The sequence below is a fragment of the Pseudomonas sp. D8002 genome (assembly GCF_013385695.1).
Taxonomy (GTDB): domain Bacteria; phylum Pseudomonadota; class Gammaproteobacteria; order Pseudomonadales; family Pseudomonadaceae; genus Aquipseudomonas.
In genome coordinates this window covers 120405-134128 of record NZ_JACAPM010000034.1, presented here as the reverse complement: position 1 = coordinate 134128, position 13724 = coordinate 120405, and the positions used below count along the sequence as shown (strand labels likewise).

Here is a 13724-nt window from a genome sequence, read left to right as displayed (position 1 = left end):
TTATAGCCGAACCTGCATTTTTATGTTCGTGTCGCCGTCTGCTACTATCTTGAATCCATACCGCGTGTAAAGCTTTATCGCTGAACTGTTCCCTGCGCGTACCTCCAGGCTGCATGCAGTGAAACCGCGACTCTTCATCACCATGAGTGCGCTGCTCAGGAGCTCGCCCCCAAGCCCTTTGCCTCGGCCACTTGCAGCGATCAAAAGCAACGCTATGTATCCCTCCCTGGATACATCATTATTGCAGTAAAATGCCACAAACCCGTTATACGACCCACCAGAGTGATGGATGAGAATCTCTGCCTGGTCTTCAATTTTCAGAATGTAGTCTTCTGCAGAGATACCGCGAATAAACTCTCCTTTTTGAAGACGCTGCTCAATGTGTATTAAATCTTTCAGCTCTGGGGGCAGCATAAATAACCCATCGTTTATTTATTAGTGACAAGCTGGCGAGCTTCATCAAAAGAGTTAAACATCATCACATCCAAAATAGAGAGGCCGGGCTCGAAATCTCGTCCCGCCTGTGGATACTCAACTAGCGCCGGCTTGACAAACTTCAGGTCAATGCCTCGCGAAGCAAAACTCTCTTTCTCATAGAGAAGCGCACCACCTGGTAAATTCCAGTACTCGTCGGCCTGCTCTTTATTGCAAATATCCAGAATTCGGTCTTCGCTTTTCAATTGCTCGTTTGCGTAAACCTTCGAGCTCATTACCATCTCAGCATCGATACCCAATGCCTCGACCGTTAACAAAACACTGGATTTTGCATAATCAGAAATTGAGTCTTGTTCTTGCTCGAGAACGGCGTTGAACAACTCGAAACACGCTTTGAAGTTTGGTGCTTTCGAATAGTTCTGTTTGACCGCCTCGGTCAGCTTACGGACCCAGAGTGATTTTTTCTGGGTTTGCACGTCACAAATTTTTTGATTAGAGCTCGCCCCAAGGAGCGGAATAGTCATATAACCGACTTTGCCGGATACAAATATCCGATTTCTATTTATCCATCCATTTTTAATGAAATCGACATCATCATAGAAAACGAACTTATCCACGGACCCTATCAGCTTAAAATATCCGACATACGGAAAAAAGTAAGGCTGCATTATTGCGAGCTTCATTACGACGCTTTTCTCACATTACGAATTATTTCGACAACCTTATCAACGGCAGACATCTCCAGCGCCGGATAGATAGGAAGGCAAAGAACTTTCGATGAAATATCATGAGCCACAGGCAGGTTCCGACTGTCCGCTGAAGGCATGCTTCTATACATGGAAAACTCGCTGATTAAAGGAAAAAAGTACCGTCTACCGAATACGTTTTGCTCCTTTAACACTTCGTAAAGCTCGTCTCGCGAGAGCGGGTAATCATCTTCAACCAGAATGGGGTAGTACGAATAATTCGACTCAAGGCCTGCACTGATGTGGCTCAGGCTGATACCTTCAACACTTTTTAATCCGGAACTGTAGCGTTGACCAATTTCTTTACGCAGACTCATCGCACTGTCGATATGCTTCAGCTGAAGCAACCCAAACGCCGCGTTAATCTCGCTTAATTTCCCATTTATCCCTGGTGCGACCACGGTGACTTCATCTACAAAGCCAAAGTTCTTCAATTGTTCTATGCGTTTTTTTGTCTTCGCGTCGGGGCAGACGATGGCGCCGCCCTCAAAGGTATTGAATACCTTAGTGGCATGGAAGCTCAAAATGCTCAAGTCGCCATGGCGAAGAATACTTCCCCCTGCATCGTTAACGCCGAACGCATGAGCGGCATCATAGATAATTTTCAGATTGTAATTATCAGCGATATTCTGAATAGCGTCGGTATCGCAGGAATAACCATAGCAATGCACTGGCATGATAGCTGTGGTTTTCGACGTAATTGCCGCCTCGACTTTTTTCGGATCCAAATTAAAAGTAACAGGATCGATATCCACGAAAACAGGCTGCAGCCCATTCCACAACAAAGAGTGGGCAGTCGCAACGAATGAGTAAGGTGTCGTAATGACTTCGCCTGTAACTCTGAGCGCCTGCAGCGCAGTCAATAACGCGATTGTACCGTTATTAAAAAGCGCAATGTGCTCCACCCCCAGGTACTCACAGAGCTCCTTTTCAAGCTGCTGGTGCATTGGGCCGCCATTGGTCAGTGTCTTGCTCTCCCATATTTTTTCAAGATAGGGAACAAACTCTTCTAGTGGCGGAAGGTAGGGCTGAGTTACATAAACAGGCTTATCGCTCATAAAACTTCCTTGCGCTAATCTTAATCACTCAACCGCGCCTCGTAGCTGAGTACTTATTAGTAAGTCATATAGCGAGATAGAGAGAACCCATATCTCGCGCTATTCTTACTTCAAGAATTCCGCATACCAAGGCATGGCCTTTGCGATGCCTTGCCCAATATTAAACTTGGGTGCATATCCCAAAAGCGTTTGTATCTTGCCAATATCTGCTTGTGAATGGCGCACATCACCCGCGCGAAAGTCTCGATACACAGGCTCTTTATCATAAGTGATGCCGTTTTCCGCCAGGGATTCGCGCAACGCCGAAAACAACATATTGAGATCAGTGCGCCCACTGACCGCCACATTATAAACCTGATTGCGCGCGGAAGAATCGCTTGCAGTCGCGGCTAAAATATTGGCTTGAACTGTATTCTCGATGAAGCAGAAATCCCGACTGGTTTCACCATCACCATTGATGAAAACTTCCTCGTTTTTTATCATCGCAGCCGCCCATTTTGGGATAACAGCCGCGTAAGCACCATCAGGATCCTGCCGCTTGCCAAAAACATTGAAGTAACGCAAACCGATTGTTTCAAAACCATAGCATCTGGCGAAAACGTCGGCATACAGTTCATTGACGTACTTGGTGACCGCGTAGGGGGACAGCGGCTTACCGATCACATCTTCAACTTTTGGCAGACCGGGATGATCGCCATAAGTCGAACTGCTTGCCGCGTAAGTAAAACTCTTTACCTTGGCATCCCGTGCCGCGACCAACATGTTGAGGAAGCCATCAATGTTGGTACCGTTTGTTGTGATCGGGTCGTTAAGGGAACGAGGAACAGACCCCAAAGCGGCCTGATGCAGTACATAATCCACACCTTCGCAGGCCTGATGACAATCCTTGAGCTCTCGAATGTCACCTTCGACAAATCGAAAACGTGCCCACTGCTCAGGGAGAACTGTATTTTTTACTTCGTCGAGGTTTCTTTGGTGACCGGTAGCGAAATTATCCAACCCGACAACCGTCTGATTCAAACCAAGCAGTGTTTCCAACAAATTAGAGCCAATAAAACCCGCAACTCCGGTGACTAACCAGGTTTTCGGCGAAGCTGGAAGTGTTTCTATCAGAGTTTCGTAGCGGGTCATCGATATTAGCTCGTAATTTGATTTAGGTTAACGACTTCAGAAACCTGGGGCTTACAGGCGAATGTCCGATTCTTCACGACTCAGAAGATATTTAAGATCATAAAGAACGTGCTCCGCCTTACCGAACCGGCGGATATTTTCTGCACCCAGGGCACGGAACTCATTGTGAGCGACCGCCAGAACGATACCGTCGTATGCATTTACTCCCGGCTCGGAAACAGGAGTGATCCCATACTCATGCTCCGCTTCGGCAACACTCACCCATGGATCATAAACATCCACAGCAATGTTGTATTCTGCCAGTTCACTCACGATATCGACGATACGAGTATTACGCAGGTCCGGGCAGTTTTCCTTGAAAGTCAGACCCATGATCAATACGCGAGCACCATCTACATGGATGCGCTCTTTCAACATCGCTTTTACCAACTGTGAAACAACGTAAGCGCCCATGCCATCATTCAAACGACGGCCGGCCAGGATGATTTCCGGATGGTAGCCGATTGACTGGGCTTTATGGGTAAGGTAGTAGGGGTCAACACCGATGCAATGCCCGCCGACCAACCCTGGACGGAACGGAAGGAAGTTCCACTTCGTACCCGCGGCCTCAAGCACCGCTTCCGTATCAATGCCCATCTTGTTGAAAATAATCGCCAGCTCGTTGATAAGCGCAATATTCAAGTCGCGCTGAGTGTTCTCGATAACCTTGGCAGCCTCGGCAACCTTGATGCTGCTAGCCTTGTGAGTGCCCGCGACAATGATCTGATTGTAAAGTGCGTCGACCAGGTCAGCGATTTCAGGCGTGGAGCCGGAAGTGACTTTTTTGATCGTAGTAACCCGGTGCTCTTTGTCGCCCGGGTTGATCCGCTCAGGACTGTAGCCAGCAAAGAAATCGACGTTGAACTTGAGACCAGAGACCCGCTCAAGAACCGGGACGCAGTCTTCTTCTGTAGCGCCTGGGTATACAGTTGACTCGTAAATAACCAGATCGCCCTTCTTCAACACCTTCCCGATGCTTTCAGAAGCCTTGATCAGAGGCGTCAGGTCTGGCTGGTTGTATTCGTCGATAGGGGTCGGAACGGTAACGACAAAAGTGTTGCAGGCAGCCAGCTCATTCAGCTCACAGCTATAACTCAAATAGCCCGCCTGCTTCAGCTCCTCGTCACTGACTTCAAGAGTTGAATCATGTCCTTCTTTCAAGGCTTGGATACGCGGCTGGTTAATGTCAAACCCGACCACCGTCCGATGCTTACCAAACTCCACTGCGAGGGGCAGGCCCACATATCCAAGGCCGATAATGGCGAGCTTAATATCTTCCAGTTTTTGCATAATCAAAGCCTAAATAATCAGAGAATCCATAATATTTACTGAATTAATTTCAGTATGAAGTGCTTCAAGCGCGACGCCGATTCAGTACTCTCTCCTGGTACAGTCATGGCTCGCACATCCAACTAATCCCTCAGTGATGCTTTTTGAGGCATTCCACCACCTATATTATTCGTCAGCAGCATATTCCATCAGCGAACAATTCAGGTCTGTTTCTGGCACTGCCGCAGCCTCCCCTGTCGAATAGGGTACGTATCGCTCCTGGCCCATCAGCGCCGGATAGTTTAAACACCACAACCCGCTGAACACCATGAAGAATATCGCCCTCAGTTACACTCGGAATCGGATAATCAGAAGACCGCGAAGCATAGCGCAATGCCATCATGCTTCGATGATTCTCAATTAGAAGAGTTCCATGACAGCTAGATAATCATACTACGCGATACCAATATAAATCAGAACTCGCGGCATCCGGATCCCGACGTCAGACATGCAACGCCAAGAGCCTGAAGGCTCATGGCATGCCGGAGAGTCATTTTTTGAACACCCGAAGGTGATTTGGTTCGCTATAGGAGCAGTCCCTATACCGAGAGAAGAATTGGAGATCGGGTTGTTTGCACACAATCGAGCGACACAACCCTACTGGACGCAGTTAATACACTCGCGTCTGAGCCTGAGCTTTTCCCTCTCCAAGCAGTTCAGAGCCGAGAACGGGCACTTGACGTGTCGCCATTCTTTTCCTGCTTGCCAGCAGTGTTCGAGCCAGAGCAATCAGAACGCCAAGAATCCCACCCAGAACCAGCCCCATTGCGAGCACGAGAGCTTTCTTCGGCTTAATTGGACTCAGCGGCTCGAGCGCCTGCTTGTCAATAGTCACCAGTTTCAACCGACTCATATCGATATTCAGTTTACGTAGCCGAGCCTCCTCTGCACGCAGGGGCTCCACATTGATTAGAAACAGGTCTTCATTCTCACGACGATTCAAGACCTCAATCTGACGATTGGCCCGCAGCAGTTGAAGCTCTTTGGCAATTTGCGCGATACGACCTTCAGTAAAGTCATCAGACGTGCGCCGTTGCAGGGCATTTCGCTCTGCCTCCAGTGCATCTACGCCCATAAAATATAGGGGGATCTGCTGGTTATTGATTTCGGTACGCATCATGCCTGGCGTCCCAGCGCGGTTTTCATCGCCGAGCGACGAGGGAGTAGCTGGCTTTTTAATACCCAGCGACTTGGCGATGCCAATTGCCTCGTTCAGCAGTACAAGCCGATCACCACGGATGATTTTCAATTGGGCCCTGAGCGCTTTGAGCTCATCCTGCAACTGGGCACGCCGAAGCACATCAGCTTCAGTCAGAGTGGCAATTTTTGCCTCTTTATCGATCTCATAGCTTGAGCGAGCAGCTTTCAGCTTACCTTCAATCTCGTTCAGTCGGTTTTTCACGATTACGTTCAAATCAGCGCCGATCTGCTGACGCTCGGCATCAATCGCGAACTGAATAAACCCGTTCAAAATCGAGACACCATCAATTCCCTTGGGATAGTTCATCTCAAGTTTGATATAGGCACTCAGGGAGTCGGCTTTTTTAGGATCAGGCAGAACCAGATTGATCGAGTTACGATTGAACTCCTCAAAACTCTGCTCGAGAGTTCTTCCTGGACGCTCAAATGCCTTAAATAGATTTTGATGAGTCCGAAAAAAACTCAGGCGGGTGTCATACGACTCAAGAGACGCTCCGACCCTGATCAGCGCCTCTCCAGGAGGAAGACCGTAAATTTCAGATCGATTCAACGCATCCAATTCGTTGATCGCCGCAGGGCGCAAAACGCTACTAACTTGATATTCAGGAGTCGCAAAAAAGGCATAAGCGGCAGCCATCGCGCCAACAAGCGCGGTGACTATGACTATGAGGACCTTTTGCTGCCATACCGCCTGAAAAAGCGCGACAAGATCAATTTCATCGGATGGTGGTACCGGAGGGGCATTAAAACTACTACTCACAACAAAAACCTGCCTTCAAAGAGAAACTGCGGGCTCGTTATGCAGACAATTCATGGTTTTTTAGAATTATAAACATCTGGCTCGCCCCCGGCGTCGCTGCTGGGATGAGCCACAAAAATTGCCTATTCTCGAGAACAGCAAGCATTTTGCCATCTAATTGCCATATTACAAGTCTTGACAATCTGTAGGACTGTTCCGAAAAAGCCAAACTCCTTGAAAAATGCTACAAAAGCTTGCGCGGCACCCCATGCGCACCGAGCTATCAATCAGGGCGCCAGCCTCTTCGACCGAGGAGAGCGATTCAACCTAAACGCCAAACCCACCAATGGACTAACGGTCATTCCTACAAGCAAAGCCAATGTCATTAAGATGGAAATCGGTGCCTGGGGAGTGGTCCACCCCAGGAATGACAAAGCGGCGCTCTGTTGATTCTCCAGCACAAACGCCAGCACCCCAACCATGACGAGCAAAGTAATCAGCACCGACACAACGCGCTTGACCCCACGCATAAACTTCTCCTACCCAAAAACCCTCAGACGCCTTCTTCTTCGTCTTCGTTCACCCGATCGCGCAATTCCTTGCCCGGCTTGAAATGAGGCACGAACTTGCCGTCAAGGCTGACGGACTGCCCGGTTTTTGGGTTGCGCCCCACACGAGGCGCACGATAGTGCAGCGAGAAGCTACCAAACCCACGAATTTCAATCCGATCGCCGGTAGCCAGACATTGGGACATCTGCTCAAGCATGGTCTTGATGGCCAGCTCCACATCCTTGGATGAGAGCAGCCCTTGATGGGTGACAATTCGTTCGATCAACTCCGACTTCGTCATATTTTTCCCTTCTTTTTCAAGCAGCTAGGAAAAGCGCTTCGAAGGTTTTAGCATGACCGGAGGAATTTGAACAGCCCATGTATTGACTTATATTCAAAGACTTGGGGTGCAACTCGAAGAGAGTTGGCATTGCGCACCACGACAGCCAGCTCTCGCTCAGTCTCACTGGAGGCACTCCAGCGCGATCGCTGCCAGATAGAGCCTGTAAGCGCGAACGCGCTGCCAGCGCGACGACGGCGCTCCAGCCACAGAACGCCAAGGCGACGCTGCACACAACACCAAATCCCAGGCACAAAAAAGGGCGACCGAAGTCGCCCTTTTTCTATGGTCTGACAGAACTTAGTTCTGCTTTTCCATTTGTGCACGCAGCAGGTCGCCCAGAGTGGTAGGACCAGCAGAAGGCTCAGAGGTAGCTGGCTTGTCGCGCAGGCTCTGGATGGCTTCTTTCTCTTCAGCATCGTCTTTCGACTTGATGGAGAGCTGGATTACGCGGCTCTTGCGGTCAACGCTGATGATCTTGGCTTCTACTTCTTCGCCTTCTTTCAGAACGTTGCGCGCGTCTTCAACGCGGTCACGGCTGATTTCGGAGGCTTTCAGAGTCGCTTCGATATCGTCGGCCAGAGTGATGATGGCGCCTTTAGCGTCAACTTCCTTCACGATGCCTTTAACGATTGCGCCTTTGTCGTTCTCTTGAACGTACTCGGAGAACGGATCGCTTTCCAGTTGCTTGATACCCAGGGAGATGCGCTCGCGCTCTGGGTCAACCGACAGGATAACGGTGTCCAGCTCGTCGCCCTTCTTGAAACGACGAACAGCTTCTTCGCCAACTTCGTTCCAGGAGATGTCGGACAGGTGAACCAGACCGTCGATGCCGCCGTCCAGACCAATGAAGATACCGAAATCGGTGATCGACTTGATGGTGCCGGAGATTTTATCGCCCTTGTTGAACTGGCCAGAGAAATCTTCCCATGGGTTAGATTTGCACTGCTTGATGCCGAGGGAGATACGACGACGCTCTTCGTCGATGTCCAGAACCATAACTTCCACTTCGTCGCCGACTTGTACGACTTTCGAAGGATGGATGTTCTTGTTGGTCCAGTCCATTTCGGAAACGTGTACCAGGCCTTCCACGCCTTCTTCCAGCTCTGCAAAGCAGCCGTAGTCGGTCAGGTTGGTAACACGCGCGGTGACGCGAGTGCTTTCTGGGTAACGAGCCTTGATAGCGACCCATGGATCTTCGCCCAGCTGCTTCAAGCCCAGGGAAACACGGTTGCGCTCACGATCGTACTTCAGAACCTTGACATCGATCTCGTCGCCAACGTTGACGATTTCCGATGGATGCTTGATACGCTTCCAAGCCATGTCGGTAATGTGCAGCAGGCCATCGACGCCACCCAGATCGACGAATGCGCCGTAATCGGTGAGGTTTTTGACGATACCTTTGACTTGTTGGCCTTCCTGCAGGGATTCCAGCAGAGCTTCACGCTCGGCGGAGTTCTCTGCTTCCAGGACGCTGCGACGGGAAACGACAACGTTGTTGCGCTTCTGGTCGAGCTTGATGACCTTGAATTCGAGTTCCTTGCCTTCCAGGTGCGTGGTGTCGCGCACAGGACGAACGTCGACCAAAGAACCTGGCAGGAACGCACGGATGCCGTTAACGTCGACAGTGAAGCCGCCTTTAACCTTACCGTTGATAACGCCCTTGACCACTTCTTCAGCTGCGAAGGCTGCTTCGAGAACAATCCAGCATTCAGCGCGCTTGGCTTTTTCACGGGACAGCTTGGTTTCACCGAAACCGTCTTCAACCGAGTCCAGAGCAACGTGAACTTCGTCACCGACATTGATAGTCAGGTCACCAGCATCGTTGTAGAACTGTTCCAGCGGGATCAGAGCTTCAGACTTCAGACCAGCGTGAACGGTTACCCAGCGAGCTTGGTAATCGATATCAACGATAACACCGGTGATGATGGAGCCTGCCTGAAGGTTCAGGGTTTTTAGGCTTTCTTCAAAGAGTTCCGCAAAGCTTTCGCTCATTTTAATTCCTGTTGATAAGGGCGAAGAATACGCCCATCTCCACACCCCAGACGGTGTGGGTCAGTTTCAATTAAAAGAAGCACCACAGGACTATGACTGGTCCCCTGCGGCCTTCTTGGTCACCCGGCGATATCGCGAATGGCGATCTCACTCAAGATGCGTTCCAGCACCTGCTCGATGGACAACTCCGTGGAATCCAGCTGTATGGCGTCAGCCGCCGGCTTGAGCGGGGCTACCGCACGCTGGGTATCACGCTCATCGCGTGCACGGATCTCATCTAGCAGACTCGACAGACTAACACCATCGACTTTGCCCTTCAACTGCAAGTAACGGCGACGGGCCCGCTCCTCGGCGCTGGCCGTGAGGAAAATCTTCAGCGGCGCCTCGGGGAAGACCACCGTGCCCATGTCGCGGCCATCGGCCACCAGACCCGGCGGTTCCTGGAAAGCCCGCTGGCGCTGCAGCAAAGCATCGCGCACCGCCGGCAATGCGGCGACCTGGGAAGCCCAGGAGCCGACCTGCTCGTTGCGCAGGTCGTCGGTCACATCGTCCCCTTCCAGGATGATGCGCTGGGGATGACCTTCGGTCGCCCCGACGAACTGCACGTCAAGATGCGCAGCCAGCAGCTTCAGCGATTCTTCGTTGGTCAGGTCGACACCATGGTTGCGGGCGGCAAAGGCCAGCAAGCGGTATAGCGCCCCGGAATCCAGCAGGCACCAGCCCAGGCGCTTGGCCAGGATGCCGGCGATCGTGCCCTTGCCCGAGCCACTTGGCCCGTCGATGGTAATCACCGGTGCTTTGATATTCACAATTGAGCCTCTTGGGCAACACGGATGCCGACTTGGGCACACAGTGTAAGAAAATTCGGAAAAGACGTAGCCACGTTGGCACAGTCATGGATACGAATCGGCGCAGCCGCTCGCAGGGAAGCCACGCTGAAGGCCATGGCAATCCGGTGATCGCCATGGGCGTGGACTTCACCACCGCCGATCACGCCACCATCGATAATAATCCCATCAGGTGTCGGTTCACACTTCACGCCCAGCGCAAGCAGACCGTCGGCCATGACCTGGATCCGGTCGGACTCCTTGACCCGCAGCTCCTCTGCCCCACGCAATACCGTCCGGCCTTCGGCGCACGCCGCAGCCACGAACAACACCGGGAACTCATCGATAGCCAGCGGGACCAGGGCTTCAGGAATCTCGATCCCCTTCAACGGCGCCGCACGAACACGCAAATCAGCGACCGGCTCACCACCCACTTCCCGTTGGTTTTCCAGGGTGATGTCCGCGCCCATCAGTCGCAGGATATCGATCACGCCGGTACGGGTCGGATTGATACCCACATGTTCAAGCAACAGCTCGGAGCCTTCGGCGATTGAAGCCGCCACCAGAAAGAACGCCGAGGAGGAAATATCCCCAGGCACCTCAATATGGGTCGCGGTCAACGCATGGCCCGACTCGACCGCAGCCGTAGCGCCCGCCACGTCCACCGGATACCCAAAACCGCGCAACATCCGCTCGGTATGGTCGCGGGTCGGCGCCGGTTCGGTAATCGAGGTTTTACCCTCGGCATACAACCCGGCCAACAACAGGCAGGACTTGACCTGAGCGCTGGCCATCGGCAATGCGTAGGTCAGCCCCTTGAGTGCCTGGCCGCCACGAATGGTCAGCGGCGGGCGCCCTTCCGGCCCGGTCTCGATCACCGCGCCCATTGCGCGCAATGGCTTGGCCACGCGATTCATCGGGCGCTTGGACAGCGAGGCGTCCCCCGTCAACACACTGTCGAAGCGCTGGGCCGCCAGCAAACCGGACAACAACCGCATGGAGGTGCCGGAGTTACCCAGATAGATCGGACCTGGCGCCGGCTTCAAGCCATGCAGGCCAACCCCGTGGATGGTGACGCGCCCATGGTGCGGGCCTTCAATCACCACGCCCATGTCGCGGAACGCCTGCAAAGTCGCCAGGGCGTCCTCACCCTCCAGAAAACCTTCGACTTCAGTGACACCGTCCGCCAGAGAACCGAGCATGATCGAGCGATGGGAGATCGACTTATCCCCAGGCACGCGGATCTGCCCGCTCAAGCGGCCACCGGGACTGGCGAGAAACACCAGGTCATCCGCGTTTACTGCAGCATCCATATAGGCCCGACGCGCCAGAATCTTGCTGAAATGCTCCCGCGCCACCCGCGCACGGGTGAACACGCCCAACAACTGGTGCCCGTCGCCAGCATCGACCGCGTCGCGCAAGGCGTCGAGGTCGCTGCGGAACGTGTCCAGGGTGCGCAACACCGCATCGCGGTTGGCAAGGAAGATGTCGTGCCACATCACCGGATCACTACCCGCGATCCGGGTAAAGTCGCGGAAACCACCGGCGGCGTAGCGGAAAATCTCGAGGTTCTCGTTGCGCTTGGCCAACGAATCCACCAGGCCAAATGCGAGCAAATGCGGCAGATGGCTGGTCGCTGCCAGCACTTCATCGTGGCGCTCGACCTGCATATGCTCGACATCCGCCCCCAGCTCGCGCCAGAGCCGATCCACCACGGCCAGTGCCGCAGGATCGGTTTCATCCAGCGGTGTCAGAATCACTTTATGGCGACGGAACAGCTGCGCATTGGACGCCTCCACCCCGCTCTGCTCGGACCCGGCAATCGGATGCCCAGGCACAAACCGCGCAGGCATGCCACCAAAGGCCAGCCGCGCCGCACGCACCACATTGCCCTTGGCACTGCCGACATCGGTCAGGATTGCCTGGCCCAGATCCATGCCGGCCAACAGCGCCAGCAACTTCTCCATGGCCAGGATCGGCACCGCCAGCTGAATGACATCCGCGCCCTGGCAGGCTACAGCGAGATCAGCCTCGCAACGGTCCACCACACCCAACTCCACCGCCAACTTGCGCGATTGCGGGTCCAGGTCCACACCGACCACTTCGCCACACAGGCCGCTTTCCCGCAGGCCCTTCGCAAAGGAGCCGCCGATCAATCCCAGACCGACCACCACCAGGCGACCGATCATAGGTACAGCAGGTTGCAATGCAGTGACATCAACCACGAGCCAGAACCTTGGCCAGCGCTTCGAGGAAGCGGCTGTTTTCAGCAGGCAGACCGATGGTGATGCGCAGGTGGTTCGGCATGCCGTAATTGGCCACCGGACGCACGATCACACCCTCGCGCAGCAAGCCCTGGAACACAGGAGCCGCCACTTGGCCGAGGTCGACGCAGATGAAGTTGCCCTTGGACGGAATCCAGCCCAGGCCCAGCTCACGGAAGCCTTCCTGCAATTGCAGCATGCCGCTTTCGTTGAGGCGACGGCCTTCTTCCAGGTACTCGGTGTCCTGCACCGCAGCGCAAGCCGCCGCCAGCGCGAGGCTGTTGACGTTGAATGGCTGGCGCACACGGTTCAACACATCGGCCACCACCGCAGTGGACAAGCCGTAACCGACCCGCAGCGACGCCAGGCCATAAGCCTTGGAGAAGGTGCGCGAGACCAGCAGGTTCGGATAAGCCGCGAGGAAGTCCAGGCCGTCCGGCAAGTCGCTGCCTTCGGCGTACTCGATGTATGCCTCGTCCAGCACCACCAGTACATGCTCCGGCACGTCCTGCAGGAAGTTATCCAGCACCTCGGCGCTGAACCAGGTGCCGGTCGGGTTGTTCGGGTTGGCGATAAACACGACACGAGTATTGTCATCGATGGCCGCCAGCATGGCTGGCAGGTCATGACCCCAGTCTCTCGCAGGAATCACACGCGCCTCGGCGCCAACGGCCTGAGTGACGATCGGATAGACCGCAAATGCATGCTCGCTGAACACCGCGTTCAAGCCCGGCGCCAGATAGGCGCGGCCGACCAGCTCCAGAATATCGTTGGAGCCGTTACCCAGGGTCACCTGGTTGATATCAACGCGGCAGTTTTTCGCCAGCAGGGACTTGAGTTCAAAGCCGTTACCATCGGGATAACGGGTCAGTTCGGCCAGCGCCTCACGAATCGCGGCCAGTACCTTGGGGCTTGGGCCCATCGGGTTTTCGTTACTGGCCAGCTTTACGATCTTCGACGGATCCAGGTTCAACTCGCGCGCCAACTCGTCCACAGGCTTGCCCGGAACGTAAGGCGACAGTTGTTGCACGCCCGGCTGCGCCAGGGCGAGGAAGTTGCCACTCATGTTAAA

12 protein-coding genes are annotated in these 13724 nt (G+C 53.6%); all 12 read right to left on the bottom strand.

Translation table 11 applies throughout. The features are described 5' to 3' along the window. On the bottom strand, nt 1-414 hold the full coding sequence (locus HX807_RS20800) for an N-acetyltransferase (RefSeq protein ID WP_076017300.1): 414 nt from the start codon (nt 412-414) through the stop codon (nt 1-3). A 14-nt stretch (nt 415-428) separates the two neighbouring features. Next, nucleotides 429-1103: a WbqC family protein gene (locus HX807_RS20795; RefSeq protein ID WP_207241541.1), complete on the bottom strand. Its 675-nt coding sequence runs from the start codon at nt 1101-1103 to the stop codon at nt 429-431. Between the two features lie 14 nt (nt 1104-1117). Then, entirely contained in the window at nt 1118-2239 is a 1122-nt protein-coding gene (locus HX807_RS20790) for a DegT/DnrJ/EryC1/StrS aminotransferase family protein (protein ID WP_003218792.1), read from the bottom strand. Between the two features lie 105 nt (nt 2240-2344). Then, nucleotides 2345-3370 carry an NAD-dependent epimerase/dehydratase family protein gene (locus HX807_RS20785; RefSeq protein WP_023659073.1) on the bottom strand — a complete coding sequence of 342 codons (1026 nt, stop codon included), beginning with the start codon at nt 3368-3370 and terminating at the stop codon, nt 2345-2347. A 51-nt stretch (nt 3371-3421) separates the two neighbouring features. Beyond that, nucleotides 3422-4699 (bottom strand): Vi polysaccharide biosynthesis UDP-N-acetylglucosamine C-6 dehydrogenase TviB, encoded by a 1278-nt coding sequence (gene tviB, locus HX807_RS20780; RefSeq protein ID WP_102606086.1) that lies wholly within the window; start codon nt 4697-4699, stop codon nt 3422-3424. A 649-nt stretch (nt 4700-5348) separates the two neighbouring features. After that, entirely contained in the window at nt 5349-6698 is a 1350-nt protein-coding gene (locus tag HX807_RS20775; protein WP_003218800.1) for a Wzz/FepE/Etk N-terminal domain-containing protein, read from the bottom strand. 266 nt (nt 6699-6964) lie between these two features. Then, a complete protein-coding gene (locus HX807_RS20770; RefSeq protein WP_102606087.1) occupies nt 6965-7207 on the bottom strand; it encodes a lipopolysaccharide assembly protein LapA domain-containing protein in 243 nt (80 codons plus the stop codon). 23 nt (nt 7208-7230) lie between these two features. After that, nucleotides 7231-7527, bottom strand: a complete 297-nt coding sequence (ihfB, locus tag HX807_RS20765) for an integration host factor subunit beta (protein WP_003218804.1) — start codon at nt 7525-7527, stop codon at nt 7231-7233. Between the two features lie 339 nt (nt 7528-7866). After that, nucleotides 7867-9561 (bottom strand): 30S ribosomal protein S1, encoded by a 1695-nt coding sequence (gene rpsA / locus HX807_RS20760; protein WP_003218806.1) that lies wholly within the window; start codon nt 9559-9561, stop codon nt 7867-7869. 119 nt (nt 9562-9680) lie between these two features. Next, on the bottom strand, nt 9681-10370 hold the full coding sequence (gene cmk, locus HX807_RS20755) for a (d)CMP kinase (protein ID WP_003172653.1): 690 nt from the start codon (nt 10368-10370) through the stop codon (nt 9681-9683). Continuing rightward, nucleotides 10367-12577: a bifunctional prephenate dehydrogenase/3-phosphoshikimate 1-carboxyvinyltransferase gene (locus HX807_RS20750; protein WP_008437686.1), complete on the bottom strand. Its 2211-nt coding sequence runs from the start codon at nt 12575-12577 to the stop codon at nt 10367-10369. Before HX807_RS20750 ends, cmk begins: the two co-directional genes overlap by 4 nt. Before the next feature lie 28 nt (nt 12578-12605). Continuing rightward, a complete protein-coding gene (gene hisC, locus HX807_RS20745) occupies nt 12606-13718 on the bottom strand; it encodes a histidinol-phosphate transaminase (RefSeq protein ID WP_008437685.1) in 1113 nt (370 codons plus the stop codon). Nucleotides 13719-13724 lie beyond the last annotated feature (6 nt).

Coding starts and splice junctions, on each gene's coding strand:
- HX807_RS20785 (WP_023659073.1), bottom strand. CDS start 3,370: ATGACCCGCTACGAAACTCTGATAGAAACACTTCCAGCTTCGCCGAAA.
- hisC (WP_008437685.1), bottom strand. CDS start 13,718: ATGAGTGGCAACTTCCTCGCCCTGGCGCAGCCGGGCGTGCAACAACTG.
- HX807_RS20790 (WP_003218792.1), bottom strand. CDS start 2,239: ATGAGCGATAAGCCTGTTTATGTAACTCAGCCCTACCTTCCGCCACTA.
- HX807_RS20770 (WP_102606087.1), bottom strand. CDS start 7,207: ATGCGTGGGGTCAAGCGCGTTGTGTCGGTGCTGATTACTTTGCTCGTC.
- rpsA (WP_003218806.1), bottom strand. CDS start 9,561: ATGAGCGAAAGCTTTGCGGAACTCTTTGAAGAAAGCCTAAAAACCCTG.
- HX807_RS20750 (WP_008437686.1), bottom strand. CDS start 12,577: ATGATCGGTCGCCTGGTGGTGGTCGGTCTGGGATTGATCGGCGGCTCC.
- HX807_RS20795 (WP_207241541.1), bottom strand. CDS start 1,103: ATGCAGCCTTACTTTTTTCCGTATGTCGGATATTTTAAGCTGATAGGG.
- tviB (WP_102606086.1), bottom strand. CDS start 4,699: ATGCAAAAACTGGAAGATATTAAGCTCGCCATTATCGGCCTTGGATAT.
- ihfB (WP_003218804.1), bottom strand. CDS start 7,527: ATGACGAAGTCGGAGTTGATCGAACGAATTGTCACCCATCAAGGGCTG.
- HX807_RS20800 (WP_076017300.1), bottom strand. CDS start 414: ATGCTGCCCCCAGAGCTGAAAGATTTAATACACATTGAGCAGCGTCTT.